Source organism: Propionivibrio sp. (assembly GCF_041441355.1).
GTDB lineage: Bacteria > Pseudomonadota > Gammaproteobacteria > Burkholderiales > Rhodocyclaceae > Propionivibrio.
The window spans coordinates 23,106-48,290 of record NZ_JASDTF010000029.1 but is presented as its reverse complement, the minus strand read 5'-3'; the positions used below and the strand labels follow the sequence as shown (position 1 = coordinate 48,290).

The following is a 25,185-nucleotide window of genomic DNA, read 5'->3' as shown; positions in this document are numbered from 1 at the left end:
TCGTTCCGGGCTGCGTGCTACAATCTAATTCTTTTCAACGGCTTGTGAGGCATACGATGTTTTCCGCAAAAGATACATTGGCGAAAGTTGATCCCGAACTCTGGAAAGCGGTCGAAAACGAAAACCGCCGCCAGGAGGATCACATCGAGCTGATCGCGTCCGAGAACTACGTCAGTAAGGCCGTGATGGAAGCTCAAGGTTCGCAGCTGACCAACAAGTACGCCGAAGGCTACCCCGGCAAGCGCTACTACGGTGGTTGCGAGCATGTCGACGTCGTCGAGCAGATCGCCATCGATCGCCTCAAGGCCTTGTTCGGCGCCGATTGCGCCAACGTGCAGCCGAATTCCGGTTCGCAGGCCAACCAAGCGGTGCTGATGGCTTTCGCCAAGCCGGGCGACACGATCATGGGCATGAGCCTCGCCGAGGGCGGTCATTTGACGCACGGCATGCCGCTCAACATGTCGGGCAAGTGGTTCAACGTCGTCGCCTATGGCCTTGATGAGAACGAAGCCATCGACTACGAGAAGATGGAAGCGCTGGCGCGCGAGCACAAGCCGAAGATCATCATCGCCGGTGCTTCGGCCTATTCGCTGCGCATCGACTTCGAGCGCTTCGCCAAGATCGCCAAAGAAGTCGGCGCGATCTTCTGGGTGGACATGGCACACTACGCCGGCCTGATTGCCGCCGGCTGCTACCCCAATCCGGTGCCGTTTGCCGACGTCGTCACCTCGACCACGCACAAGACCCTGCGCGGTCCGCGCGGCGGCGTCATCCTGATGAAGGCCGAGCACGAGAAGGCGATCAATTCCGCCATCTTCCCCGGCCTGCAGGGCGGTCCGCTGATGCACGTCATCGCGGCCAAGGCCGTGGCCTTCAAGGAAGCCGCATCGCCCGAATTCCGTGATTATCAGGAGCAGGTCGTCGCCAACGCCCGGGTCATGTCGCGGGTGCTGGCCGAGGAGCGCGGCCTGCGTGTGGTTTCCGGCCGGACCGAATCGCACGTCTTCCTGATCGACCTGCGCGCCAAGAAAATCACCGGCAAGGAAGCCGAAGCGGCGCTGGGTAAGGCGCACATCACGGTGAACAAGAACGGCATTCCGAACGACCCGGAGAAACCCTTCGTGACCTCGGGCATTCGCATCGGTTCGCCGGCGATGACCACGCGTGGCTTTACCGAGATCGAGGCCGAGCAGGTCGCGCATCTCGTGGCCGACGTGCTCGAAGCGCCGAACGACGAGGCCGTTCTCGCCCGGGTGCGCAAGGATGTGGCTGCGCTGTGCGCCAAATTCCCGGTGTACGGTGCCTGACCGGAAATGAAATGTCCCTTCTGCGGCGCGGCGGAAACCACCGTCGCGGACACCCGCATCAACGACGACGGCGACATCGTGCGCCGTCGTCGGCGCTGTCTTTCCTGTGACAAGCGCTTTTCGACCTACGAGCGGGCGGAGATTCGCCTGCCGCAGGTCGTCAAGAAAAACGGTTCGCGCGTCGATTTCGACCGCGACAAGCTCTCCTCCAGCGTCTGGCTGGCGCTGCGCAAGCGCCCGGTGACGGTGGAGACGGTCGATGCCGCTTTGGCCCGCATCGAGGAAAAGCTGCTCACCCTCGGCGAACGCGAAATCCCGTCCGAGAAGGTGGGCGAGATGGTGATGCGTGAGCTGAAGAAAATCGACAAGGTCGCCTACGTGCGTTTCGCCTCGGTCTATCGCAACTTCGAGGACGTCGACGAATTCTCCGACCTCGTGCGTGAAGTCTCGCGTCCGCTCCGGCCCTTGCCGCGCCGCGGTCGTTGAGCGTTGCGGCGCGAGTCGCCTGCCTTTGGCTTGAACATGCCGCCCCATTCCCTCTCTTCCACGCCTTTGTTTTCCGCCGAGGACCACGCGCGCATGGCGCGCGCCTTGCGTCTGGCTGAATTCGGGCTGTATTCGACGGCGCCCAATCCGCGTGTCGGTTGCGTCATCGTCAAGGACGGGCAAGTGGTCGGCGAGGGCTGGCACCGCATCGCCGGCGAAGCGCATGCCGAAGTGCGCGCCCTGCAAGCGGCCGGGGCGCGGGCACGCGGCGCCACCGCGTACGTGACGCTCGAGCCGTGCAGCCATCATGGCCGCACCCCGCCGTGCGCCGAGGCCCTTGTCGCGGCCGGCGTGGCGCGGGTCGTGGCGGCCATGCAGGACCCGAATCCAAAGGTTTCCGGGCGCGGGCTTGCGTGCCTGGCGGCGGCCGGGGTGCGCGTGGAGTGTGGTCTGCTGGAAGCCGAAGCGCGTGAGCTGAATCTTGGCTTCGTTTCACGCATGACACGCGAGCGCCCTTGGGTGCGCGTCAAACTGGCGGCCAGCCTGGACGGCAAGACGGCGCTCGAGAACGGTGCCAGCCAGTGGATCACCGGCGAATCCGCTCGCCACGACGGGCACCGTTGGCGCGCCCGTGCCTGCGCCATCCTGTGTGGGATGGGCACCGTTCTGGCCGACGATCCTCAACTTTCCGTGCGCGGCATCGAAACGCCGCGCCAGCCGCTTAAGGTGGTGGTCGACAACCGCCTCGAACTGCCGCCGACCGCGCGAATGCTGGATGATGGTCGGACCCTGCTGGCCGCGCCACTCGCCGCCGATCCGGCACGGGCCGAGGCGTTGCGCGCGCGCGGCGCCGAAGTGCTGACGCTGCCGGCCATCGATGGGCGGGTCGACCTTGCGGCGCTGCTCGCCGAACTCGCCCAGCGCGGGGTCAATGAAGTGCATGTCGAAGGCGGTCCGCGCCTCAGCGGTGCTCTGTTGAGCGCGGGCTTGGTCGACGAGCTGTTGCTCTATCTCGCGCCGTCGTTGCTCGGCGATCAGGCGTGTGGGCTGTTTTCCGTGCCGGCGTTGACGTCGTTGGCGGAGAAGCAGAGCCTACGCTGGCAGGACGTGCGCCGGGTCGGCGACGACCTGCGCATTCTGGCCCGGCTGAGCGCTTAGCGCCCGAGCGTGCACTGCGCCGCCGGAGGCTCGGCGGACGGTGGTTCGAGCGGAGGTGCTTCCGGACTGCAGACCGGGCAAAGCGGGTCGCGTCCGAAATTGACCTGTCGCCATTCCGTCCGCAAAGCGTCATAAAGCTGCAGACGTCCCGTTGAAGGACGGCCGGTGCCGCTGATGAGCTTGATCGCTTCGGCCGCTTGCAGGCTGCCGATGACGCCAGTCAGCGGCGCGAAAACGCCCATCACCGCGCAGCGCGTTTCCTCGACGTCCTCGCCTTCCGGAAAAAGGCAGTGATAGCAGGGCGCATCGTCCTGGCGCGGGTCGAAAACGGCCAACTGACCGGAAAAGCGGATCGCAGCACCGGAGACGAGTGGCGTGCGCTGTGCGACGCAGGCGTGGTTGATGGCGTAGCGTGTGGCGAAGTTGTCGCAGCAATCGAGGACCACGTCGGCGCTGGCCACCAATTCGCTCAGTCGCGCCGGGCTCAGGCGCTCGGCCAGCGCTTGCACGCGCGTTTCGCGGTTCAGTTCCTGGAGCGCCTGGCGGCCGGATTCGGCCTTGTTGGCGCCGATGCGCGCCTCGCGATGCATGATCTGGCGCTGCAGGTTGGTGAGGTCGACGCTGTCGCCATCGGCGAGGAGGATTTCACCGACGCCGGCCGAGGCCAGGTAGAGCGCGGCCGGGGAGCCCAGGCCGCCGGCACCGACGATCAGCACGCGGGCGGCGAGCAGGCGTGCCTGTCCTTCGATGCCGATTTCGTTGAGCAGGATGTGTCGGCTGTAACGCAGCAGTTGTTCGTCGTTCATGGCATGGGGGCGCGCTTTGCCGTTAGGGCTGGCCAAGGCCGGGCGAGGGCAGGCAGCGGCGCGCGGCTTATTTGTATTCGCGCCACTCCGGCGGGGTGGTGTCGTGGTCGCCGTGCGGGTGGCGTTCCCAGGCTTGCGTGTAGGCTTGGTTCTGCGACTTGTTGCGCGGGCGTTCGCCGTCGGCTTCGAGGTTGTGCAGTTCGGTCTCCTCGACGTAATGCACGAAAGCGCGGATCAGCTTGCTGAGCAGCGTGTTGTCGAGGTGGTAGCCCTTGTCCTCGAGCGACGCCTCAAGCTCCGCCAGGGTGTGCGCGCGCAGGTCGTAACCGACGCCGAGCGAACGACGTTCGAGGTCGGGGCTGACGTCGACGTCGCCCAGGCGCTCCAATTCGTCAGCAGCCTCAGGCACTTGCCCGGGCGGGAACTTGGAGAAAACGATCGACCGCGCCTTGGGTATCGGCGCGGGGGCGATCGGTAAGACGGGCGGGCGTTTCATGCGCTACCTCCGTCGTTGCGGCGCTCAGGGCTGTTTAGGCTCGGTGAGGCTCAAGCCTTTGAGGTGGTTGAGCGCCTGGTTCAGCTGGTGATCCTTCTTTGACGCGAGTTCGCGGCTCGGCGGTTCATCCGCGTCCTCGCTGCCGGACGCCGGGGCCTTGCCTTGCGGTGCAGCCGGCTTGTCCTTGTCCGCCGGTTTGTCTTTGTCCGGCGCCTTGCTCTGCGGCTTCGTCGCTTCTTTACCCGCGTCTTTCTCGTTCGGGTTGCTCAGGTGGTGCTCGAGGTCCGCCTCGCGCAGGCGCGCGGCGGAAGTGCCGTTGGCGGTTTCCTCGACGATGATGTCGGGCACGATGCCTTTGGCCTGGATCGAGCGGCCCGAAGGCGTGTAGTAGCGGGCTGTGGTCAGCTTGATCGCGGTGTTGCCCGGCAGCGGCAGGATGGTCTGCACCGAGCCCTTGCCGAAGCTGGTGGTGCCCATGACGGTGGCCCGTTTGTGATCCTGCAGTGCGCCAGCGACGATCTCGGACGCCGAGGCCGATCCGGCGTTGATCAGCACGACCATCGGCACGTCGCGTGCAGCGGCGGGCAGGGCCTTGATGTAGTCGTCGCGGTTGCCGCGCAGGTAATCCTCGGGGGCGGCGAAGTACTGGTGCTTGGCATCCGGCGTGCGGCCGTCGGTCGAGGTGACGAGGACGCGCGGGGGCAGGAAGGCGGCAGAGACGCCGACCGCGGCGTTGAGCAGGCCGCCCGGATCGTTGCGCAGATCGAGCACCAGGCCACGCAGCGGGCCGCCCTTGTAGAGGTCGCCCAGGTGCTTGACCACCGACTGTGCGGTGTTCTCCTGGAAGGAGGTGACGCGCAGGTAGCCGTACCCATCCTCGAGGCGCTTCGATTTGACGCTCTGGACCTTGATGATCTCACGCGTCAGCGTGACTTCGATCGGCTTGGCTTCGCCCTTGCGCAGGATCGACAGCTTGATCTGGGTTTTTGGCTTGCCGCGCATGCGCTTGACGGCGTCCGAGAGGCTCAGGCCTTTGACCAGCGTGTCGTCGAGCTTGAAGATGAGGTCGCCGCTCTTGATCCCGGCACGGTCGGCCGGCGTGTCTTCGATCGGCGAGATGACTTTGACGAGGCCGGCGTCGTCCATGCCGACTTCGATGCCGAGGCCGCCGAATTCGCCTTGGGTGCCGACCTGGAGGTCCTTGAACGCGTCGGCGTCAAGGTAGGCCGAGTGCGGGTCGAGGTTGGAGAGCATGCCGCTGATCGCGTGGGTGATCAGCTTCTTGTCTTCGACCGGCTCGACGTAGCCCTGCTTGATGGCGTTGAAAACCTCGGCGAAAGTGCGCAGCTCCTCGACCGGGAGTCGGGCACGGGTGTCTTTCTCAGCCATTGCCGAGAACTGCAGGCTGATCAGAATTCCGCCGATCAGCCCGGCGCAAACCAGTCCGGTTTGTTTCCACTTACCCATCACTCAGGCTCCACGACGATGTCATTTAAAGTTGACCCATTTGAGGGGGTCGATCGGCTGCCCACGGTGCCGCAGTTCAAAGTATAAACCGGATTCAGGGTTGCCACCGCTGTTGCCGACCGAGGCTACCGTGTCGCCGCCGCGCACCGCATCGCCGACCTGCTTGAGTAGGGCGTCGTTGTTGCCGTAGATCGACAGGTACTGGCTGCCGTGGTCGACGATCAGGAGGTTGCCGAAGCCGCGCATCCAGTCGGCGAAGACCACGCGCCCTGCGGCGATGGACTTGACCTCGCCGCCCGAGGCGGCGCGGATGAACAGCCCCTTCCAGGTGCTGCCTTCCTGACGGGCGCTGCCGAAGCGGTTGGTGACGGTGCCGCGTACCGGCAGACGGAGGTTGCCGCGTAGCGCGGCGAAATTGCCGCTGGCGCTGGCGTCCGGGCTTTTGTCGTTGTCGATCCCGCTCTCCGCGGGGCGCGCGGGCGACGGTCGCGAAGCGTTCCCACGCTGGGCCTGGCGTTGTGCCGCTTCGCGTTCGGCGGCCGCGCGTTGCGCCGCTTCCCGGCGGGCGGCCTCGCGTTGCTGCTGGGCGATGATGCGGTTGAGGCGGTCGATCAGCTGGCCGAGTTGCTTCTCGTCGCGTTGCAGCGAGCCAATCTCCTTGCGCTGCGAGGAGAGTTGTGCCGAGAGCGAGTCGAGCATCGCCTTGCGCTGACCGCGCTGGGCAAGCAATTTGTCGTGCTGTTGTTTTTGCTGTCCTTCGACCGCGCTCAACTCCTCGGCGCGTTCGCGCGTGTCGGCGGCCAGCGCCTGTTTGCGCCGCAGCGTGTCGGCGATCTCCCGGGTCAATTGACTGCGGGCCTGGCCGATGATCGCCAGGTAGTGCAGGTCGCGCGCCGCCTGGTGCGGGTCGTCGCCGTTGAGCAGCAGGCGCAGGGCGTCGGGGTTGCCGCCCAGGTATTGACGGTAGACGAGGCGCTCAAGTTGCTCATGTTGCGCCTTCAAGCGTGTTTCGAGGTCGCGTGCTTGGCCGCCGAGGTCTTTCAGGGTGTTTTGCAGGCGTTGGCGCTGAGTGCCGAGTTGATGCAGCTCGCGCTGGGTGGTCGAGATGCTCTGTTCAACCCCTTTGAGCTGGTCGGCGGCGCTGGCGCGTTTGCCTTCGGTGGCCGCCATTTCCTTGCGCAGCGCGTCGATCTGATCGCGCAGTTCCTTGAGGTCGCTTTTCTTCTCCGCGACGTCGGCACGCGTGGCAGCGCGCTTGTCCTGCGCTGGGGCCGGGGTGGGCCAGAGCGCAGCGAGCAGGAAAATGCCGCTCAGGCTTGCGGCGAAGGCGATCGTGCGGAGGGAATGCAAAGGGCGGGCGCGATTGGGGCAGGAACGTTCCATGGCGACTAAGCAGGGTTCCGTGGGGACGGCCCCCGGGAACGGGAATTATTTTATAATGATTCCCCACACTTCACGAGTCCGGGTCGCCGTGGCCATTCAAGTTAGTCTGATCGACAAGCAGGAGCACATCGAACAAGCCGCGCGCGCCTTGAAATCGATCTCCCATCCCTTGCGCCTGAAAATCCTGTGCGTGATCGGCGACCAGGAGGCCTGCGTGCAGGAAATCGTCGAAGCGGTCGGGACCTCGCAGAGCAACATTTCGCAGCACCTGGCCATCCTGCGCGAAAAAGGCATCCTGATGACCCGTAAGGATGCCAATCGGGTTTACTATCGCGTCGGCGACGGCCGCACGCTGCAACTGATCGGAATGATGCGCGAAGTGTTCTGCGGCGGTTGATCCGCTGCGGCCACGCCCGGTCTTTCCGGTTTTCAATCTTCAACCTTAGCCGTACTTGGAGTTCGACTTGGAATTCATTCAGCAAAACCTGTTCATGATCGCCGTGGCCCTGATCAGCGGCACGATGCTGCTGGTCCTGTCGGTGCGTCGCCCGGGCGGGCACAACGCCCTCAGCCCGGCGAAAGCGATCCAGCTCATCAACCGCGAGGACGCGTTGGTGATCGACGTGCGTGAACAGGCCGAATACGTCGGCGGACACGTTGCCGATGCGCGTCACCTGCCGCTGGCCGACCTCGCCAACCGCGCCGGTGAACTCGATAAGTTCAAGGCCGGCCCGGTGCTGGTCGTGTGCCAGACCGGCGCCCGCAGTGGCGGCGCGTGCCGGACCCTGGAAAAGCTCGGCTTCGCTAAAGTCCACAGTCTCGAAGGCGGCGTTGCCGCCTGGTCCGAGGCCGGTCTGCCGCTCAAGAAGGGGGCGCGCAAATGAGTACCCGCCCGCGCGTCCTGATGTACTCGACGGCCGTTTGCCCGTACTGCGTGCGCGCCGAGAACCTGTTGCACGCCCGCGGCGTCGAGGCGATCGAGAAGGTTCGCGTCGACCTCGATCCCGAGCGTCGCGCCGAAATGATGGAGCGGACTTCACGCCGTACCGTGCCGCAGATTTTTATCGGCGAAACCCATGTGGGCGGCTGCGACGACCTGATCGCCCTCGATCAGGCTGGCAAGCTGCTCCCTCTGCTGGCCGGCGAAAGCGTCTGAGGCCACTTCGTCCCTCGTTACCCCATTTCAACCTCTAAAGAAAAGATATCGTCATGAGCCAGGAAGCCGCACCGTCGTTCGCGATCGAAAAACTCTATGTCAAGGACATGTCGCTCGAGGTGCCGAATGCGCCGGAGATTTTCCTTGAAAGCGAAAGCCCCGAGATCGGCCTGCAACTGCAGACCGCCGTTACGGCGCTGGGCGAGGATGCGTTCGAAGTCACCCTGACCACGACGGTGACCGCCAAGCTGGGCGAAGAGAAGACCGTCTTCCTCGTCGAAGTGGCGCAGGCCGGTATCTTCCGCGTGCGCAACGTGCCCGAGGACAACCTGCCGCCGCTGCTCTCGATCGCCTGCCCGAACATCCTCTTCCCGTACGCGCGCGAAGTCGTCTCCGACGTCGTCTCGCGTGCCGGCTTCGCGCCGGTGGTCCTGCAACCCGTCAACTTCGAAGCGCTCTATGCTGCGCGCCTCGAGCAGGCGGCCGCCGAAGCCGCCGCCGCGGAGCAGGCCACGGTTCAATAAACGCGCAGGCGAGGGCGTCATGAAGCGATTTCTACCGTTGATCGTTGCCGCGTTCGTGCCACTAGCGGCCAGCGCCATCGAGTACCGCTCGGTGGAGAGTGCGACGGTGCTGTACGACGCCCCGTCGCTGCGCGGTGCCAAGCTGTTCGTCATCAAGCGCGAGACGCCGGTCGAGATCGTGGTCTCGGTCGAAGGTTGGGCCAAGGTGCGCGATGCCGAAGGCGGGTTGGCGTGGATCGAAAGCAAGCATCTGGTCGAGCGGAGGACGGTCATCGTCCGCGTCGACGTCGCCGAGATTCGCCAGAAAGCCGACGAAACCTCGCCGCGGGCCTTTGCCGCGGAAAAGAACGTCGCCCTGGAGTACCTTGAAACCCTCCCCGGTGGCTGGATCAAGGTCCGTCACCGCGACGGACAAAGCGGCTACGTGCGCGCCAATCAGGTCTGGGGCGGCTGATTGAAGCTTACCGTCCTGGCGGCCGGTGCCTGGGGGACCGCGCTGGCGCTGGCGTTCGCCCCTCGCCATGCGGTGACCTTGTGGGCGCGTGAGCCGCAACTCGTCGCCGACCTCAAAAACGAACGCGAGAACCGGCGTTTCCTTCCCGGGTTCGCGTTTCCTGATTCTCTGGCCGTCGAGGGCGATTTCGTGCGTGCCGTCGAGGCGACCGAACTGGTTGTGCTGGCGACGCCGCTCGCCGGCCTGCGCTCGACCCTGAAGCAACTGCGCGGGGCACGTCCCGATTTGCCGCCCTTGCTCTGGGTGTGCAAAGGGCTCGAAGCGGGCAGCGCCAAGCTGCCGCATCAGGTCGTCGCCGACGAGCTGGGCGCGAGCGCCGTGTGCGGCGTGCTGACCGGCCCGAGCTTTGCCGAGGAGGCGGCACAAGGCTTGCCGCTGGCGATCACCCTGGCCTCGTGCGACAGCGCTTTTGCCGAGGCCGCGGCACGCGAATTGCACAGCCCGCGTTTCCGCATCTACGCCAACGACGATCTGGTCGGGGCGGAAGTCGGCGGGGCGGTGAAGAACGTCATGGCCATCGCCACCGGCATCTGCGACGGGCTTGGGTTCGGGCTCAATGCCCGCGCCGCTTTGATTACCCGCGGTTTGGCCGAGATCGCCCGTCTGGGCGTGGCGCTCGGCGGTCAGCCGGCGACCTTCATGGGTTTGGCCGGGATGGGCGACCTCATCCTGACCTGTACCGGCGCGCTGTCGCGCAACCGCAAGGTCGGTCTGGCGCTGGCCGAGGGCCGGCCGCTGGCACAGATCCTGATTGACCTCGGGCACGTCGCGGAGGGCGTGGGGACGGCGCGCGAGGTCGCTTCATTGGCCGCGCAGATGGGCATTGACATGCCCATCACCCAGGCCGTCGACGACATTCTGCAAGGGCGGCGCGGCGCCCAGGCCGCCGTCGAGGCTTTGCTCAACCGCGACCCCAAGCGCGAAGGCCAGTAAACCGGCCTCCGCGCCGGAGGTGAGGCTCAGGTGCGGAACGAACTGAACTTGTTCTGCAGCCCCTGCGCGAGCTGATCGAGTTCGCGCAGCGTCAGGGTGGCCTGTTGCAACTGCGCTTCAGCCGCCTGCATGCGTCCGGTGATGGCTTCCGCACTTTGCGCCATGAGCGTGGTGGCACTTTTCTCTTCGCGCGTTGAATGCGAGATGTCGTCCATCTTGCTGCGTACCGCATCCATGTTGCCGCGAATGCCCGAGATGCCCTCGGCGGCGGTGCTCGAACTGGCGACGCCATCGCGCGCCGAACTGAGCGTTCGCTCCATGGTGTCGACGGCGTGCAGCGTCTCCTTGCGGATGCCGTCGGTCATGGTGTTGATCTGTTGTGTCGCCGCGCCGGTGCGCTCGGCGAGCTTGCGCACCTCGTCGGCCACCACGGCGAAGCCGCGGCCCTGTTCGCCCGCGCGCGCGGCTTCGATGGCGGCGTTGAGCGCGAGCAAGTTGGTCTGGTCGGCGATTTCCTTGATCACTTGGGTGATGCCGCTAATTTCCTGGGCGCGGCGGTTGAGTTCCTCGAGCAGTCCGGCCAGATTCTCGACCTCGCCGGCCGAGTGTTCGACCTTGGCGGCGACTTCGGCGACGCTGGCCGAAGACGCTTCGGAGAGCTGGCTGGTGCTCTTGACGAGTTCGTCGGCTTCGCTGACGTTGTCCGCGATGTGGGCGATGCTGACGGTGATCTGCTCGATTGTCGCGGCATTGCTGGAGCTTTGGTCGGCGAGCGCCTGGAAGTCGTTCGACATCCGATCCAGGGTGCCGTTGACGGTGTGCACGCCGGCGGTCAGGCGCCCGGCCTCGTCGCGGATTTCCGCAAACATGGTGCGCAGGCTGGCAAGGAACGTGTTGAAGTGCCGGGCCGTCTCGGCGATCTCGTCGCGTCCGGCGATGTCGATCTGACGGGTCAGGTCGCCGCCGCCGCGGGCGATTTCCTGCATGATCTGGCTGATCCGGCTGATGCCTGAAGTGATGCGCTGGGCCATCGCGAAGGCGACCAGCACGGCGGCGACGACGAAGACCAGACCGATCAGGAAAATCTGGCTCATCAGCGCGCGGCTGCTGGCGAGGAGTTCGTGCCGGTCGATGACGCTGATGATCTTCCAGCCGGCGCGCGAGGCGTCCATCACCAGGCCGACTTTTTCCGTCCCGTCCTGCATGAAGCGGAAGTTCGGCGTGCTCTTGGCGACGGCTTCGGTCAGCTCAGCGATGTTGAGGGTGCCGATCTGCTTGCCGAGCAATTCCTTGTTCGTCGGGTGCGCGAGGACGGTGCCATCGTTTTCGGTGACGATCAGGAAGCCGGTTTCGCCGATGCGGATCTGGCCGACGATTTCCGAGAGCTGCTTGAGCGACATCGCGATGCCGGGGATGTAGAGCACCTCGCCGTCAGGGCCGTTGTAGCTCTTGACCGCAGAGGTGACGAAGTCGCCAATGGTCGAGAAGTAGGCCTTGCTCAGGATGGGCTTGCCGCGCTGCGCCATGGCCTGGCTCCACCACGGGCGTTTGCGCGGGTCATAGCCGGCGGCAAATTGTTTGTTGGTCTGGGTGGTGATGAAGCCGCCGTAGCGGGTGCCCATGAAGAACTCGGGGTTCTCCGGGTGCGTCTTGCCCATCAGGGTGAAGTGCGCATGCAGCTGCTTCTCGGCCTCGCCGCGAGTGAGCGCGGTGAGGTCGGTCGGTGTCGTCTTGTCGGCAAAGCTGTTAACCGTCGCGTCGATGCGTTGCGCGGCCGGGTGTTGTCCCATCGATTCGAGGTTGTAGAAGGTGTTGTCGATCATCACCTTGATGACGTTGTCGACTTGCTTCATTTCGCCCCCGGCGCGGGCGATGAATTCGCTTTCCGATTTCTGTCCAAGTGAAACGTTGAGCAAAACCAGAATGCAGACCAGCGGGACTGCCACCAGGGCGGTCGAACTCAGGAACAGGCGCTTTTTGATGCTGCCTGAACGAAGGAAGGAGAAAGGCATGCGACGACTCCTGAAGCGGCGCGAATACACGCCATGCCGTCACTATAGTGCTCGGCGCGAGAGCCGGGCAAGCGTCTAGCCGGCCGCCTCGCACGCCCCGTCGTAAGCCTGCTGGCGCCAAGCTTCGAACACCGTCACGGCCACCGCGTTGGAGAGGTTGAGGCTGCGCTGTCCGGGCAGCATCGGCAGGCGCAGACGTTGCTCCTCGGGAAAGCTGGCAAGCAGCGCCTCGGGCAGCCCACTCGTTTCGCAGCCGAAGACGAAGGCGTCGTCGGCACGAAACCGCGGCGCGTCGAAGCGCTGCGTGGCGCGTGTGGTCATTGCAAACAGGCGGCGTCCGGCGAGTGCCGTCAGGCAGGCGTTCCAGTCGGCATGCCGATGCACGCGCGCGAACTCGTGGTAGTCGAGCCCCGCGCGCTTGAGCTGGCGGTCTTCCCAGCGGAACCCGAGCGGTTCGACGAGGTGCAGTTCGGCGCCGGTATTGGCGCAGAGGCGAATGACGTTGCCCGTGTTCGGGGGGATCTCGGGTTGGTACAGGACGACGGCGGTCAAGGCTGGCTCCGTGGCGTTGCAAAAAGTAAAAGCGGGGGGAAAGTCCGGCGCAGCGTGGTGTTTCGCCGGGCATCGGCTAGAATCATGCGGTTGGCAAAGAAGATGAATGACACAGGCTTGGTGCGGAGCGTTCTATGGTTCGGCCGGAAAAAATCCGTCTCGGTGATTTGCTTATCCAGCAGGGCTTGCTCAGCGACGAGCAACTGAAATTCTCGCTGGACGAGCAAAAACGCAGCGGGCGCAAGCTCGGGCGTATTGTCGTCGAAAGCGGCTTCGTCACGGAAGAGGCGATTTCCAGGGCCTTGGCCGGCCAACTGCGCATTCCCTTCCTCGACCTCAAACAGCACAGTCCACGTCCAGAGCTGTTGCAATTGCTGTCCGAGGCTCAGGCCCGGCGCTTCCGCGCCGTGGTGTTCGACGAGGCGGGCGGGAATCTGCGCGTCGGTTTTGTCGATCCGACCGATCTTGCCGCCTACGACGAGATCGTGCGCCTGACGCGTCGGCAGATCGATCCAGTCGTCGTTTCCGAAAGCCAGCTGCTGGCGCTGATCGACCGCGCTTACCGCCGCACCGAGGAAATCAGCGGCCTGGCGCGCGAGTTGACGGCCGACCTTGGCGACGTGCCGGTTGAATTCGGCGAGTTGTTCGCCACCGCGCCCGGGGCCGAGGATGCGCCGGTGGTCAAGCTTTTGCAGACGGTGTTCGAAGAGGCCATGCGGTCGCGTGCCTCGGACATCCACCTCGAACCACAAGAGCGGGCGCTGCGTGTGCGTTTTCGCATCGACGGGCTGTTGCACGTGCAGATGGAGGCCGATGCCAAAATTGCCCCGGCGCTGGCGCTGGCGCTGCGCCTGAAGCTGATCTCCGGCCTCGATATTTCCGAAAAACGGTTGCCGCAGGACGGACGTTTTGCGATCAAGGTCCGCAATGCCATGGTCGACGTGCGTATCTCGACCATGCCGACGCAATACGGCGAATCGGTGGTCATGCGTTTGCTCAACCAGAACACCGGCCTGCTGGGGCTTGACCGCCTCGGCCTGCCGGCCGACATGCTCGAGCGCCTGCGCCGCTGCGTGCGTCGCCCGAGCGGCATGGTACTGGTCACCGGGCCGACCGGCAGCGGTAAAACGACGACGCTCTACGCCGCGCTTTCTGAACTCAACACCTCCGAGAAGAAGATCATCACCGTCGAGGACCCGGTCGAATACCGATTGCCGGGGATCAACCAGGTCCAGGTGCACGAGAAGATCGATCTTTCCTTCGACCGTGTGCTGCGTTCAGCCTTGCGTCAAGACCCGGACATCGTTCTGGTCGGCGAAATGCGCGACCAGACGACGGCCGAGATCGGCATGCGCGCGGCGATCACCGGGCACATGGTGCTGTCGACGCTGCACACCAACGACGTAGTCTCCACGCCGATCCGCCTGCTGGACATGGGAGTGCCGCGCTACATGGTCGCCCTTTCGCTGCAGCTCGTCGTTGCCCAGCGCCTGGTGCGCGTGGTGTGCGAGAACTGCGCCGAACCGTATACGCCGGCGCCGCACGAGCACGAATGGCTGCGTCTTGAGCTCGGCGACGCCGTGGACCGCCAGCGCTACCTGCGCGGTCGCGGGTGCATGCACTGCGGTAACACCGGCTATCAGGGCCGGACGGGCGTTTACGAGATGCTCGAAATGACGACTGAACTCGTCGAGGCGATCAACAGTGACGACACCGGCCGCTTCGTCCAGGCCGCCCGCCGCCAGATGGCCGGCGAAACCCTGCGCCGCGATGCCGTTCGCCAGGTTGTGCGCGGGCGGACGACGGTCGAAGAAGCAATGCGCATCAGCAATCAGTTTGAGGATTGAGTGAAGATGCCTAAGCGCAACGGGTTCGGTGTAAACGGCGAGAGCGCACAGCAGGAAGTGGCGCCGATGGCGGTCGACACGGTTTCCTCCGGGGCCAAGATTCGCCCCTAGCCATGCCTGCATTCACCTATAAAGCCCGCAATGGCGCCGGCGACCTGATCGAAGGCACGCTCGAGGGCGTGTCTGCAGGGGTGGTGGCCGACCAGTTGCGCGGGCAGGCGTTGACGCCGGTGTCCATCGTCGAGGCGCAGGGGCGTCCGGAAGCGCGTGGCGCGACCGGCGTTCCCGGGGCGGGCGTGACGTTGTTCCGGGCGAGGGTGTCGCAGGTCGATCTCCTGCTCTTCAGTCGTCAGATGCACACCCTGCTCAAGTCGGGAGTGCCCATCCTGCGCGCCCTGAACGGGTTGCAGGAGGCGGCGATCAACCCCGAACTGCGGCGTGTGATCGGCGAGATTCGCGAAAGCCTGGAGGGCGGGCGTGACCTGTCGCAGGCCATGGCCCGGCATCCGCGCGTCTTCTCGCCCTTCTACCTGTCGATGGTGCGTGTCGGCGAGGCGACCGGGATGCTCGAGGACGTTTTCTACCGTCTGTTCGAGCACCTCGAGTTCGAGCGCTACATGCGCGAACAGGTCAAGACCGCGCTGCGCTACCCGATGTTCGTGGTGGCCGCGATGGTCGCCGCCATCGTCATCGTCAATCTTTTTGTCATCCCGGCGTTCGCCAAGGTGTTCGCCGGCTTCGGCGCCGAGCTGCCGTTGATGACGCGTTTGCTGCTCGGGTTTTCGGACTTCATGGTCGAGTTCTGGCCCGCGCTGCTCGCCGTTGGGCTGGGCGCAGTATTCGGTTTTCGCGCCTGGGTCGGTACCGCGGCCGGGCGACTGGCCTGGGATCGACTCTCGTTGCGCATTCCGATTGCCGGGAAAATCCTGCACAAGGCCGCGCTGTCGCGCTTTGCGCGCAGCTTCGCGCTCGGTCAGCGCAGTGGCGTGCCGGTGATGCAGGCCTTGTCGAACGCCGCGCAGACGGTCGACAACGTCCACGTGGCGCGCCGCATCGAAGCCATGCGCGAGAGCGTCGAACGTGGCGAAAGTCTGCTGCGGGCCGCCATCGGCGCCGGCATCTTCACCCCGGTGGTGTTGCAGATGGTCGCCGTCGGCGAGGAATCGGGCGCGGTCGACGACATGATGGAAGAGATCGGCGACATGTATCGTCAGGAGGTCGAATACGAACTGAAGACGCTCGGCCAGCAGATCGAGCCCATCCTCATCGTCCTGCTCGGCATCCTCGTCCTCATCCTGGCGCTCGGCATCTTCCTGCCGATGTGGGATCTGGGCAAGGTGGCGATCAAGCGCTAGGGCGCGGACGATGGCCAGCGCCCCGCGGCGACGCTACGAATTCGCGGTGCTGGTGCTGATCATCGGTGCGCTGGCGCTGCTGCTCCTGCAGGCGCTCGAGCGCGCGCGGCGCGAAATCGAGGACGCCGCCGTGCAGAGCGAAATTGCCGCCCTACGCATCGCTTTGCTCGAACGTGCGGCGCACCGCGAGGTGCATGGCGGCACCTGGCCTGCGAGCGACAACCCCGTCGACTGGGCCGGACGGGCGCCGGAACCGTACCGCGGCACGCTGTCCGTTGCGCCGGCCGGCCATGGCGTCTGGTATTTCGATACGACGCGACGCGAGCTGGTTTACCTCTACCGCAGCGGCGACAGCGCCCGCTTTCGGCTGGAGCGCGCCGCGCCGATGGCCGGCAGCGATACGGTTCCGGGGCGGCTCGCCGGCATCGGCCTTCGACGCGTGGACGCCACAGTGGGCGAGCGCTAAGCAGGCAAGAGGCGTGCAGCGTAATGCAAGGGGAGTATCATGACGGCTTCAGGCGAGGACACGAGATGAATGACCGCACCCGCAAGCTCAGACTAGACCGGCCGGCGAAGCCGTCGGGCGGATTCACGTTGATCGAACTGATCGTCGTGGTCATCATCCTTGGCATCCTTGCCGCGGTGGCCCTGCCGCGCTTCATCAACCTGCAGCGCGATGCCCGCATCGCCAAGCTGCAGGCGGCGCGCGGCAGTGTCTCGGCGGCGTCGGCGCTGGTGCATGCGACGACGCTCTCGCGCGGCGGTGTGGCCGATCCGGCCGCCTGCCCGGGCGGCGGCGGTGTGGCCAACAACAGCCCGGCCGCGACTGGAACGGTCTGCTCCGAAAGCGGCGTCATCCACCTCGTCTGGGGCTATCCGGCGGTCACTGCCTTCGGTGGTAACCCCGGCATCCTCTCGGCCGCCGGGCTGACCGGCATCTTCAACCCGACCCAGGCCCAGCTCGAGGCCGAGGGCTACACCTACACGCAAGGCGGCGCGATCGCGACTTTCGGCGTCACCGGTGCGCCGGATGCGGCCAACTGTTTCTTTACCTACACCCAACCCAATCAAGCCAACGTCGCCGCAACGATCAGCGGCCTGACCATCGGCGGATGCTGATTTTTACAAGGAGAACGGCAATGAAAACCATGCAACGCGGCTTCACCCTCATCGAACTGGTGGTGGTGATCGTCATCCTCGGAATTTTGGCGGCGACGGCGCTGCCGAAGTTCATCGACCTTCGTACCGAGGCCAGTACGGCAGCCGTTCAAGGGGTCGCCGGAGGCATGGCTTCGGCGATGGCGATCAATTACGCGGGTTGTCAGGCTGTTGGCGATAAGGTTACGACAAATAAATGCGCCAATGTAGTTAACTGCGACGGCGTCGGGAGCATCATGCAGGGGGGGGTCCCGGCGAATTATCAAGTCGGGAGCGTGGCTTTGAGCGGTACGGGAACGACGGCGACTTGCACTGTTTCGACGGTTTCTACTCCTGCTTTTTCTGCCACTTTTGCAGGCATTGGTGCTGGCAATATCCCGTAATAAAATGAGCAGAAGTTAGACGGGAGCGCGGCTAGTGCTTCTGTCTCGAATGATTCGCCTGGAACAGCCTGCGAGCCGGATCGCAGGCTGTTCGTTTAGATTGGTACATGCGCCATATGGTGAATCCCTCGTTCTCGTGTCTGCGATTTCTTGTTTTGTGGACATTGATGCAGGTGCTTGCCACAGCACAGGCGGCCACTTGCTCTCCAACCCGAAGCGGTAGCTGGAGCGACGCGACAATCTGGAGCTGCAGCGCCGTTCCCGGCGCGGCCGATACGGTCGAGGTTAATGGCGGCTACGTGGTGACGCTCGATGCGAATGCGACGGTGGCAGCGGTTACCCTTAATAGCGGCACCTTGCAGCATATCAGCGCTACGAACTACACGCTGACAGTGAGTGGTGCCCTGACGGTGAATGGGCATGGCATCGTCGCGAACACCGGGGCGGGCGTCTTTACGCTCGCCGCCGCTGGACTGAACAACTACGGGAAACTTGAGGCCGACCGCCTGGCGCTGACGGGTAACCTGTCGCATGGCTCGAATGCGCAACTCGTGGTCGGCAGCCTGATTTTCCAGAAGGCAGGAACGCAAAGCGCCGAGTTCTACGGGACTGGCGCGACGGTGACCGATCTGACGGTGAATTCCGGAACGACGCTGGACTCATCGAGCTATTCGAACCTTCGTGTTCAGGGCAATCTGAGCAATCTCGGCACTTTTTCCCTGTCGAATGCGACGATCATCGCGAATGGTGCGGCGGCGCAGACCTTCGGCGGTACGGCGCCCCTTGTGTTGGGTGACTTGCAAATCAACAACAGTGCCGGCGTCACGCTCGCTGTCGATGTAACGGTCAATGACGATCTGCTCCTGACTTCGGGGGTTATTTCCGCACCAAGCGCGACGCTGATCGTTGGGAAAGCTTGTGCGCAGGGTCCGATCAGCGGGGCTTCGGCGGCGAGCTATGTCAACGGCAATCTAAGGCTGAACTTTCCCAGTTACGCTACGTCCTGCCTTTTCCCTTTGGGCAGCGGCGGACGCTATGCCCCGCTGACCATAAACTATTCCTGGCAGCCGGGGTTGAGCGATGGCACGATCACCGCGCGCACGACCAGCGGCGACCATCCCGATACGACGGCGGGATTTTCGCCGATTGGCGCTAATGTCAGCGTCAATCGCTACTGGAGCTTGATTCCCGGTGCGGGGATCAATATTGGCGCTTACTCGGCGACGTTCCAATTTTGTAATGCCGCCGGGTGCGGTGGTTCGGACCTCGACAGCGGCGCGAATCCGAATAACTTCATCGTGGCGTTCAAACAGTCGGGAGTTTGGTCGTCGCTGACTCCGAGCGGTAGCTCAGCAACGACGCGGACGGTGAGCGGTGTCACCGGGTTCGGTGAGTTCGCGATCGGTGAGCCGGGCGTCCCTGCGCCGATCGCCGATTATCACTTCGACGAATGCAGCTACAACGGTACAACTGGAGAGGTGATCGACAGCCAGGGGAGTTACCACGGCACCTCTGGCGGGGCGACGAAACCCTCGACCCAGGCGGATGCGGTGGTCGGGCGTTCGCTCAACCTCGCTGCGCTCAATCAGTATGTGACTACCGGCAGCGCGGTGCCCTTGCCGGGCAACTACACCGTCGCGTTCTGGAGCAAATTCCCGCTTGGTCCGCTCAGTGGCCAACGGTATTACGTGGCGGCCTCACTGGGAGCGACCTCCAACCTCTGCCGGGGCGATTTTCTTTTCTTCGACAGCAACAACGCTTATCGCTGGGGGGTGTATTCCCGGAGCGGCGGAACCGACAACGGAACGACCTCAATCAACAGCTTGACGGCCGGCTGGCACCATTTGGCCGTGGTGGCGAATGGCGGTTCGACGACGCTGTTCATCGATGGGGTGCAAAAAGATACCGTCGCCAATACGGCCAACGCAGGCGGTTCGGGGTACGGCTTGCGCACCCTCGGCAGTTCCTGCGATGACCTGAACAACCAGGCCTACCGCACGCCGATCGACGAGTTCATGGTGTTCAACCGGGCCTTGAGCGCAAGCCAGGTGAGCCAGATTTACGCCAACCAGAAAAACCAGAAAAACTATAACGGCACCGATAGGCCGCCGGTCTGCAACCCCGGTCCTCACCACTTCGAAATCCAGCATGCCTCGGGCAGCGGGCTGACCTGCGCGATGAGTGCATTGACCGTTCGCGCCTGCGCCAACGCGGCATGCACCGCGCTCTATACCGGCGGCGTGAGCGGCAGCCTTACCGCCAGCGGTGCGCCGACCGTGGCCTGGGACGGAACTTCCGGGGGCGCGTCGGGCAGTGGTTTCGTGATCCCCGTGGGCGCGAGTTCAGTGACCAAGAACGTGCAGGTGAGCACGCCGGGCAGCGTCGTGTTCGGCGTGAGCGGGGCGATTCCGACCAGTTGCACTTTCGGTGCGCCGCAATGCACCTTCAGCGCCAGTGATGCCGGCTTGTTCGTGACGAATTCGCTCACCGGCAGTGAGGCGACGATCCCCGCGCAGACCGCCGGAATCACGAGCGCACAGCTTTATCTGCGGGCCTTGCAGGCGTCGACGAGCAATCCGGCGGTGTGCACCCCGGCAATCGCCGGGAAAACGGTGGCGGTGAACCTGGGTTATGCCTGCAACGACCCGACCACCTGTTCGAGCGGCAACCGGCTGACGGTCAATTCGACGGCGGTGGCCGGCAGCCCGAACAGCAGCCCGACGCAGAACAGCACCCCGGTCAACCTCAATTTCGATGCCAACGGCTCGGCGCCGATCACCCTTAATTACGCCGACGTCGGGCGCATCACGCTGTACGCCAGCACGACGGTGACGCCACCGGGTGGCTCTGCCGCTAGCCTGCGCGGCAATTCCAACGCCTTTGTCGTCAAGCCCTTCAGCTTCGTGCTGGGCGGCGTGCAATGCCAGGGCGCGACGGCCAACCCCGGCGCGGCCGACGCGCAGGGCGGAAAATTCTGTCCCGCGGGCGAGGATTTTTCGCTGACGGTGACGGCGGTGGCCAGCGGTGGCGTGGCGACGCCGAATTATGGCCGTGAAGTGATGGCCGAAAGCGTCCGTTTGGTGCCGGCGCTGGTGGGCGGGCTGGGGCTGACGGGCAACCCGGCCGTTACGGGGAGTTTTGGCAGCTTCAGCAACGGGGTTGCAAGCGGCACTGCCTTCTCCTGGGGGGAGGTCGGGATCATCACCTTGCAGCCCGGTGTTGGCGACAGCGATTATCTCGGCGCGGGCGATGTGCTCGGTGCGGCGAGCGGCAACATCGGCCGCTTCTATCCCTACGCCTATACCCTCGATGCGAGCGCCGTCAGCAACCGACCCACGGCCTGCGCGCCGGGGATGGGCAGCTTTACCTACATCGGCGAGCCCGACCTGCGCCTTGACCTCACGCTTTCCGCGCGCAACAAGCAGAACGGGGTGACGGAGAACTATCGCAGTTCGGCGACCGCCGCGAACAATTTCGCCAAGCTGAACACGGGCGCGCAGTTCAAGCTCGCGGCGGCGTCGGGAGTGACCCAGTTCCCCGAAGGCGCGAGCAGCCGCTACACCGGTTTCGTCGGCAGCGCGACAGCCGATGTCGCGCCGACCTGGGCCAACGGCAGCAGTGCGCTGCGCATCTACAGCCGCCTCGCGCGCGCGGTCGGCTTCGAGGAATTCTTGCCTACCTTTACGCCCGGCATCCGCCCGGTGGACAGTGATAACGTGGGTTTGCAGGTCTATTCCGGCAGTGCCTGGAGCGCTGCCTGGGACCTGGATACCGATGCCAGCGTCGGCAACGACCATAAGCTCGTCGGTGTGACCGAATTACGCAGCGGCCGCATCCGCTTGCAGAACACCAACGGCTCGGAACTGCTGCCGCTACCTGTGCCCTTGCAGATTCAGTACTGGAGCGGGGCGACGCAGGGTTGGCAACTCAATGCGGCGGATACGTGTACGAAAATCGAAGCGACCAATTTTGCGTTTTCCTTCGGCGGCAATCTGAGCGCTTGCGAAACCCGCATCCAGGTCGGCGGCGCTGCGCCCAACTACACGGCGACGCTCTCGGCGCCGGGGGCGGGCAACTTGGGCTGGGCCGACCTCACGCTCAACCTCGGGGCGACGGGCTCGGGTACGCAATGCGCGGTCGGTGGTGGCGCGGCGACGGCCGCTGCGCCGTGGCTGCAGTTCAACTGGAAAGGATCGGTCGACAACCCGAGCGCGCGCGCGACTTTCGGCGTCGTTCGTTCCGGGCCGGTGATTCACCGCCGCGAGGTGTTCCGGTGAGTCGTCAGGGGCGTGTCCGCGGCTTCACCCTGGTCGAGCTGGTGGTGATCCTGATCGTCCTCGGCATCCTTGCCGTGGTGGCGATTCCGCGCTTTTTCGACAATGCCTTCAGCGAACGTGGCGTTCACGACGGCGCCAAGGCGGCGATCCAGCATGCGCGCAAGGTCGCGGTCGCCAGCCGGCGCTATGTGTGCGCGGCGGTCGCGGCCGGCGGCGTGACTTTGAGCATGGATGTGCGCGAGCCCGACGGCTTGGTCGATGCCGTGAATTGCACGGCGGCGGTGAACCTGCCGGTGCCGCAACAGGGCTGCCCGGCCAACCAGGTCTGCGCGCGGCCCGGCGTCGTGCTTGGCGGCGCGGTAGGGGTGATCTTCGATCCGCTCGGGCGGCCGGTTAATGGAGATCGATCTCTGGCGGGCGCGGCGACGATCACCGTGACCGGCCAGCCGAACATCGTCGTCCAGGCCGATTCGGGGTGGGTGCAATGAGCTGCGCGCGTGGCGCCCAGCGCGGGCTGACGCTGATCGAGCTGATCATCTACATCGTTGTCGTACTCGTCGGACTGGCCGGCGTGCTGACGGTGTTCAACACCACGGTGCGCGGCAGTGCCGATCCGGTGGTGCGCAAGCAGGCGCTGGCGCTCGCTGAGGCGATGCTGGAGGAAGTGCTGGCCAAGGACTACCAGAACGACCCGACGGACCCTGGAAATCTCAGTGACACGGTGGGGTGCACGCCGAATACGCCTGCTAGCTTGCCGCGGTGCCGAGTCAACACGCCGGTCGACCGCGCCAACTACAACGACGTCGACGATTACAACGGCTGGAATCAGGCGGGCAACAGCCAGGCGGTGGGCACTGCGCCGGCAGCGCTGGCGGGCTACGCCGTGACGGTGGCCGTCGGCGCGCCGGCTGCGGTGAATGGCGTGATGCTCAAAGCCGTCACGGTGACCGTCACGCGTGGCGCGGAAACGGTCACCCTGCAGGGCTGGCGGGGGAATTTCTGATGCGCGCCTTCACACGTATTTTTGCGCAACGCGGCTTCACGCTGGTCGAGGCCATCGTGGTCATCGTCATCACCGGCATCATCGCGGCCGGCGTGGCGGTGTTCATCCGCGCGCCGGTCGAGGGCTACGTCGACAGCGTGGCACGCGCCGAACTGACCGACGCCGCCGATACCGCCTTGCGCCGCCTTTCGCGCGACGTAAATTCGGCGCTGCCCAATTCGCTGCGCCAAGGGCCGGGTGCAGCGTGCATCGAGTTCCTGCCCGCCCTGGGCGGCGGACGCTACCGCGTGGCGCCACGGGCAGATGGAACGGGCAACATCCTCGACTTCACGCAGAACGACCCAAGCTTCGACGTGCTGGCGCAGAACGGGTTGCCGCCGACGGGCGGTTTCGGCAACAGCAGTGTGGTGGTCTATAACCTCGGCATCCCCGGTGCCAATGCCTACGACCCGAACGACCGCAACCGCGCCGCGATCAATGCGGGCGCTTCGAATGCCGGGCTGATCACGCTGGCCGCGGCGAATCAGTTTCCCTTCCGTTCGCCGGGCAACCGCTTTCAGGTCATTCAGAACGCATCGGTGGTTTATTACTGCGCTGGGAGCGCCATTTGGCGCGCCTCGCGGGCCTTGCCGGCGGGCGTCCTGGCGGCCCCCGCGGCCTGCCCGCAGGCTGATTTTGCGGGCGCGACGGTGCTCGTCGGCAACGTCGATTGTGCGCAGTCGAGCTTCGCCTACAACGCTGCCGTGTCGCAGCGCAACGGCATCCTCGCGCTGACGCTGGTGCTCACTCAGCCCGCCTCGCGCGGCATCAACGAAACGATCTCGCTCTATCAGGAGGTGCAGCTTGATAACACCCCCTGAGCACAGGAACGGCGGTTTTGCCATCGTCTCGGCACTGTTCATCCTTGTCGCGCTGGCCGCGCTCGGCGCCTTCATCGCCGTCGTCTCGGGCGGGCAGCAGATCGGCAGCGCCTACGACGTGAACGGGGCGCGCGCCTACTACGCGGCACGTTCGGGCGCCGAGTGGGGCGCCGCGCTTGCGCTTGGCGCCAGTACCTGCAATGCGGCCACCATACTCCCCGCCAATGTGGCGCCCAACGGCATGACGGTGACGGTCGGGTGTGCCGTGACGGCAAACGGCAATGCGATAGAAGCCGGGCTCGGAACGATCTGGACGATCACCGCGACGGCGTGCAATCAGGCGGTATGCCCCGGTAACGCCGCCGTAGCCAACTACGTCGAGCGGCGCGTGGTGTGGGTGGTCGAACGATGAGTTGTGCGTGGTGTTCGGACGTTCATAAAGTGTTGTGTGAAAAGCCCGGAAACGGCCTGAGGACGGGCTTTTCATTGTTTCCGCAGGGCTTAAGCGGTATGCTTGGACAGCATACAAGCAGATGAAAACGAGGCAAAACAAGGGCCATGCTCTCTTTTTTGAGCAAACAGCGTAAACCGGGGTGGATGGCGGTCGTGTCGGGCGCAGAGGGCGTGACGCTTGCGCACGTCTTGCGTCCACGCGGCCTCAAGCCGCGCCTGTCCCGCCTTGAGACCTTCGCGGTCGAGCGCGACGTGTCCGATGCCTTGACGCGTCTGCGAGCCTCGGGGCTGGCGGGATACGCTTGCACGACCTTGCTGTCCTCCGGCGATTACGTGGTCTCATCGCTCGACGATCCCGGGGTGCCGCGCGAGGAGCGGCGCGAGGCCCTGCGCTGGGCGCTCAAGGATGCGGTGCCCTTTGCCGTCGATACCGCCTGCGTCGACGTCCTCGACGTGCCTGCCGGCAGCCTCGGGCCGGGGCGTGCGCCGGGTGTCCTGGCGGTGATCGCCGACGAGGGGGCGGTACGGCGTCGGGCCGCCCCCTTCGAAGCGGCGAAGCTCGATCTGGCGGCGATCGACATCCCTGAACTCGCGCAGCGCAACGTCGCCGCCCTACTCGAAGACGAAAACCGTGGGCTGGTGCTGCTGCGCATCGATGCCGAGGGCGTGATGCTCACGCTCACCTGGCGCGGCGAGCTCGTTGCCGTTCGCCGGCGTGACGACCGCGACATCCAGGCGGTCAACCACGGGCATTTCCCGGATGCCGAGACGGCTGGCGAGCGTCTGAGCCTCGAATTGCAACGCAGCCTCGATAACTTCGACCGCCAGTACGGGCAGATTGCCGTGTCGCGCGTCGTCCTGTCGATGCCGGCCGATTCCGAGCGCCTGTTGGACGCGCTGCGGGCCGGCAGCGACCTTCCGGTCGAGCCGCTCGATCTCGCTTCAGTGCTTGATCTGAGCGCCGTTCCCGCGCTGCGCGATCCGCGCGAGCAGGCCCGGCATCTGCTGGCGATCGGAGCGGCTTTGCGCGATGAGGTGGCAGTGTGAAGGGGCGC

Annotated in this window: 26 protein-coding genes; 20 read left to right on the top strand and 6 right to left on the bottom strand. The window is 65.0% G+C overall.

Features of this window, described 5'->3' with window-relative positions; translation table 11 throughout:
* The first annotated feature begins 56 nt into the window (after positions 1-56).
* The 3 genes from glyA to ribD are packed head-to-tail and all read left to right on the top strand — an operon-like array spanning position 57 to position 2,951.
* On the top strand, positions 57-1,307 hold the full coding sequence (gene glyA / locus QMB55_RS11485) for a serine hydroxymethyltransferase (protein WP_497588848.1): 1,251 nt from the start codon (positions 57-59) through the stop codon (positions 1,305-1,307).
* A 6-nt stretch (positions 1,308-1,313) separates the two neighbouring features.
* On the top strand, positions 1,314-1,793 hold the full coding sequence (nrdR, locus tag QMB55_RS11480; RefSeq protein ID WP_497588847.1) for a transcriptional regulator NrdR: 480 nt from the start codon (positions 1,314-1,316) through the stop codon (positions 1,791-1,793).
* Between the two features lie 36 nt (positions 1,794-1,829).
* A complete protein-coding gene (ribD, locus tag QMB55_RS11475; RefSeq protein ID WP_497588846.1) occupies positions 1,830-2,951 on the top strand; it encodes a bifunctional diaminohydroxyphosphoribosylaminopyrimidine deaminase/5-amino-6-(5-phosphoribosylamino)uracil reductase RibD in 1,122 nt (373 codons plus the stop codon).
* On the opposite strand, the gene QMB55_RS11470 is transcribed toward ribD, so the two are convergent.
* The 4 genes from QMB55_RS11470 to QMB55_RS11455 all read right to left on the bottom strand — a co-directional run bounded on the left by QMB55_RS11470 (position 2,948) and on the right by QMB55_RS11455 (position 7,103).
* Positions 2,948-3,757: a HesA/MoeB/ThiF family protein gene (locus tag QMB55_RS11470; RefSeq protein ID WP_497588845.1), complete on the bottom strand. Its 810-nt coding sequence runs from the start codon at positions 3,755-3,757 to the stop codon at positions 2,948-2,950. The genes ribD and QMB55_RS11470 overlap by 4 nt on opposite strands.
* A 67-nt stretch (positions 3,758-3,824) precedes the next feature.
* Positions 3,825-4,253, bottom strand: coding sequence for a hypothetical protein (locus tag QMB55_RS11465; RefSeq protein WP_497588844.1), 429 nt, complete (start codon positions 4,251-4,253; stop codon positions 3,825-3,827).
* A 24-nt stretch (positions 4,254-4,277) separates the two neighbouring features.
* Positions 4,278-5,720 carry a S41 family peptidase gene (locus QMB55_RS11460; protein ID WP_497588843.1) on the bottom strand — a complete coding sequence of 481 codons (1,443 nt, stop codon included), beginning with the start codon at positions 5,718-5,720 and terminating at the stop codon, positions 4,278-4,280.
* Positions 5,721-5,741: 21 nt separating this feature from the next.
* Positions 5,742-7,103, bottom strand: a complete 1,362-nt coding sequence (locus tag QMB55_RS11455; protein ID WP_497588842.1) for a murein hydrolase activator EnvC family protein — start codon at positions 7,101-7,103, stop codon at positions 5,742-5,744.
* 88 nt (positions 7,104-7,191) lie between these two features.
* Between QMB55_RS11455 and QMB55_RS11450 the strand changes: the two genes are divergently transcribed.
* The 6 genes from QMB55_RS11450 (at position 7,192) to QMB55_RS11425 (ending at position 10,230) form a co-directional block, all read left to right on the top strand.
* Positions 7,192-7,500: an ArsR/SmtB family transcription factor gene (locus QMB55_RS11450; RefSeq protein ID WP_497588841.1), complete on the top strand. Its 309-nt coding sequence runs from the start codon at positions 7,192-7,194 to the stop codon at positions 7,498-7,500.
* 67 nt (positions 7,501-7,567) lie between these two features.
* Positions 7,568-7,987, top strand: coding sequence for a rhodanese-like domain-containing protein (locus QMB55_RS11445; RefSeq protein ID WP_497588840.1), 420 nt, complete (start codon positions 7,568-7,570; stop codon positions 7,985-7,987).
* Positions 7,984-8,259 (top strand): glutaredoxin 3, encoded by a 276-nt coding sequence (grxC, locus tag QMB55_RS11440; protein ID WP_497588839.1) that lies wholly within the window; start codon positions 7,984-7,986, stop codon positions 8,257-8,259. Before QMB55_RS11445 ends, grxC begins: the two co-directional genes overlap by 4 nt.
* Positions 8,260-8,312: 53 nt before the next feature.
* The gene (secB, locus tag QMB55_RS11435; RefSeq protein WP_497588838.1) at positions 8,313-8,783 is read left to right on the top strand and encodes a protein-export chaperone SecB; all 471 of its coding nucleotides are present in this window, start codon (positions 8,313-8,315) and stop codon (positions 8,781-8,783) included.
* A gap of 19 nt (positions 8,784-8,802) precedes the next feature.
* Positions 8,803-9,237 (top strand): SH3 domain-containing protein, encoded by a 435-nt coding sequence (locus QMB55_RS11430; protein WP_497588837.1) that lies wholly within the window; start codon positions 8,803-8,805, stop codon positions 9,235-9,237.
* A complete protein-coding gene (locus QMB55_RS11425; RefSeq protein ID WP_497588836.1) occupies positions 9,238-10,230 on the top strand; it encodes an NAD(P)H-dependent glycerol-3-phosphate dehydrogenase in 993 nt (330 codons plus the stop codon).
* Positions 10,231-10,256: 26 nt separating this feature from the next.
* Here the strand turns inward: QMB55_RS11425 and QMB55_RS11420 are convergent, their stop codons facing one another.
* Both QMB55_RS11420 and trmL read right to left on the bottom strand, forming a co-directional pair.
* Positions 10,257-12,242 carry a methyl-accepting chemotaxis protein gene (locus QMB55_RS11420; RefSeq protein WP_497588835.1) on the bottom strand — a complete coding sequence of 662 codons (1,986 nt, stop codon included), beginning with the start codon at positions 12,240-12,242 and terminating at the stop codon, positions 10,257-10,259.
* 75 nt (positions 12,243-12,317) lie between these two features.
* Positions 12,318-12,794 (bottom strand): tRNA (uridine(34)/cytosine(34)/5-carboxymethylaminomethyluridine(34)-2'-O)-methyltransferase TrmL, encoded by a 477-nt coding sequence (gene trmL, locus QMB55_RS11415; protein ID WP_497588834.1) that lies wholly within the window; start codon positions 12,792-12,794, stop codon positions 12,318-12,320.
* A 134-nt stretch (positions 12,795-12,928) separates the two neighbouring features.
* On the opposite strand from trmL, the gene QMB55_RS11410 reads away from it, so the two are divergent.
* The 11 genes from QMB55_RS11410 (at position 12,929) to QMB55_RS11360 (ending at position 25,177) form a co-directional block, all read left to right on the top strand.
* Positions 12,929-14,641 carry a GspE/PulE family protein gene (locus QMB55_RS11410; RefSeq protein ID WP_497588833.1) on the top strand — a complete coding sequence of 571 codons (1,713 nt, stop codon included), beginning with the start codon at positions 12,929-12,931 and terminating at the stop codon, positions 14,639-14,641.
* A 113-nt stretch (positions 14,642-14,754) separates the two neighbouring features.
* Positions 14,755-15,996, top strand: a complete 1,242-nt coding sequence (locus tag QMB55_RS11405; RefSeq protein WP_497588832.1) for a type II secretion system F family protein — start codon at positions 14,755-14,757, stop codon at positions 15,994-15,996.
* A gap of 10 nt (positions 15,997-16,006) precedes the next feature.
* The gene (locus QMB55_RS11400; protein ID WP_497588831.1) at positions 16,007-16,462 is read left to right on the top strand and encodes a hypothetical protein; all 456 of its coding nucleotides are present in this window, start codon (positions 16,007-16,009) and stop codon (positions 16,460-16,462) included.
* A 65-nt stretch (positions 16,463-16,527) separates the two neighbouring features.
* The gene (locus tag QMB55_RS11395; RefSeq protein WP_497588830.1) at positions 16,528-17,115 is read left to right on the top strand and encodes a prepilin-type N-terminal cleavage/methylation domain-containing protein; all 588 of its coding nucleotides are present in this window, start codon (positions 16,528-16,530) and stop codon (positions 17,113-17,115) included.
* 20 nt (positions 17,116-17,135) lie between these two features.
* On the top strand, positions 17,136-17,537 hold the full coding sequence (locus QMB55_RS11390; protein WP_497588829.1) for a type II secretion system protein: 402 nt from the start codon (positions 17,136-17,138) through the stop codon (positions 17,535-17,537).
* Positions 17,538-17,644: 107 nt separating this feature from the next.
* A complete protein-coding gene (locus QMB55_RS11385) occupies positions 17,645-21,814 on the top strand; it encodes a DUF6701 domain-containing protein (protein WP_497588828.1) in 4,170 nt (1,389 codons plus the stop codon).
* Positions 21,811-22,302, top strand: a complete 492-nt coding sequence (locus tag QMB55_RS11380; protein WP_497588827.1) for a pilus assembly FimT family protein — start codon at positions 21,811-21,813, stop codon at positions 22,300-22,302. The genes QMB55_RS11385 and QMB55_RS11380 overlap by 4 nt, the downstream gene beginning before the upstream one ends.
* Positions 22,299-22,817 (top strand): type IV pilus modification PilV family protein, encoded by a 519-nt coding sequence (locus QMB55_RS11375; protein WP_497588826.1) that lies wholly within the window; start codon positions 22,299-22,301, stop codon positions 22,815-22,817. Before QMB55_RS11380 ends, QMB55_RS11375 begins: the two co-directional genes overlap by 4 nt.
* Positions 22,817-23,677, top strand: coding sequence for a prepilin-type N-terminal cleavage/methylation domain-containing protein (locus QMB55_RS11370; RefSeq protein WP_497588825.1), 861 nt, complete (start codon positions 22,817-22,819; stop codon positions 23,675-23,677). The genes QMB55_RS11375 and QMB55_RS11370 overlap by 1 nt, the downstream gene beginning before the upstream one ends.
* On the top strand, positions 23,661-24,089 hold the full coding sequence (locus QMB55_RS11365) for a hypothetical protein (protein WP_497588824.1): 429 nt from the start codon (positions 23,661-23,663) through the stop codon (positions 24,087-24,089). The genes QMB55_RS11370 and QMB55_RS11365 overlap by 17 nt, the downstream gene beginning before the upstream one ends.
* A gap of 194 nt (positions 24,090-24,283) precedes the next feature.
* Entirely contained in the window at positions 24,284-25,177 is an 894-nt protein-coding gene (locus QMB55_RS11360; RefSeq protein ID WP_497588823.1) for a hypothetical protein, read from the top strand.
* Positions 25,178-25,185: the final 8 nt, after the last annotated feature.

Coding starts and splice junctions, on each gene's coding strand:
- glyA (WP_497588848.1), top strand. CDS start 57: ATGTTTTCCGCAAAAGATACATTGGCGAAAGTTGATCCCGAACTCTGG.
- QMB55_RS11375 (WP_497588826.1), top strand. CDS start 22,299: ATGAGCTGCGCGCGTGGCGCCCAGCGCGGGCTGACGCTGATCGAGCTG.
- QMB55_RS11420 (WP_497588835.1), bottom strand. CDS start 12,242: ATGCCTTTCTCCTTCCTTCGTTCAGGCAGCATCAAAAAGCGCCTGTTC.
- QMB55_RS11395 (WP_497588830.1), top strand. CDS start 16,528: ATGAATGACCGCACCCGCAAGCTCAGACTAGACCGGCCGGCGAAGCCG.
- ribD (WP_497588846.1), top strand. CDS start 1,830: ATGCCGCCCCATTCCCTCTCTTCCACGCCTTTGTTTTCCGCCGAGGAC.
- QMB55_RS11410 (WP_497588833.1), top strand. CDS start 12,929: ATGGTTCGGCCGGAAAAAATCCGTCTCGGTGATTTGCTTATCCAGCAG.
- nrdR (WP_497588847.1), top strand. CDS start 1,314: ATGAAATGTCCCTTCTGCGGCGCGGCGGAAACCACCGTCGCGGACACC.
- QMB55_RS11385 (WP_497588828.1), top strand. CDS start 17,645: ATGCGCCATATGGTGAATCCCTCGTTCTCGTGTCTGCGATTTCTTGTT.
- grxC (WP_497588839.1), top strand. CDS start 7,984: ATGAGTACCCGCCCGCGCGTCCTGATGTACTCGACGGCCGTTTGCCCG.
- secB (WP_497588838.1), top strand. CDS start 8,313: ATGAGCCAGGAAGCCGCACCGTCGTTCGCGATCGAAAAACTCTATGTC.
- QMB55_RS11465 (WP_497588844.1), bottom strand. CDS start 4,253: ATGAAACGCCCGCCCGTCTTACCGATCGCCCCCGCGCCGATACCCAAG.
- QMB55_RS11370 (WP_497588825.1), top strand. CDS start 22,817: ATGCGCGCCTTCACACGTATTTTTGCGCAACGCGGCTTCACGCTGGTC.
- QMB55_RS11470 (WP_497588845.1), bottom strand. CDS start 3,757: ATGAACGACGAACAACTGCTGCGTTACAGCCGACACATCCTGCTCAAC.
- QMB55_RS11430 (WP_497588837.1), top strand. CDS start 8,803: ATGAAGCGATTTCTACCGTTGATCGTTGCCGCGTTCGTGCCACTAGCG.
- QMB55_RS11460 (WP_497588843.1), bottom strand. CDS start 5,720: ATGGGTAAGTGGAAACAAACCGGACTGGTTTGCGCCGGGCTGATCGGC.
- QMB55_RS11390 (WP_497588829.1), top strand. CDS start 17,136: ATGAAAACCATGCAACGCGGCTTCACCCTCATCGAACTGGTGGTGGTG.
- QMB55_RS11405 (WP_497588832.1), top strand. CDS start 14,755: ATGCCTGCATTCACCTATAAAGCCCGCAATGGCGCCGGCGACCTGATC.
- QMB55_RS11400 (WP_497588831.1), top strand. CDS start 16,007: ATGGCCAGCGCCCCGCGGCGACGCTACGAATTCGCGGTGCTGGTGCTG.
- QMB55_RS11455 (WP_497588842.1), bottom strand. CDS start 7,103: ATGGAACGTTCCTGCCCCAATCGCGCCCGCCCTTTGCATTCCCTCCGC.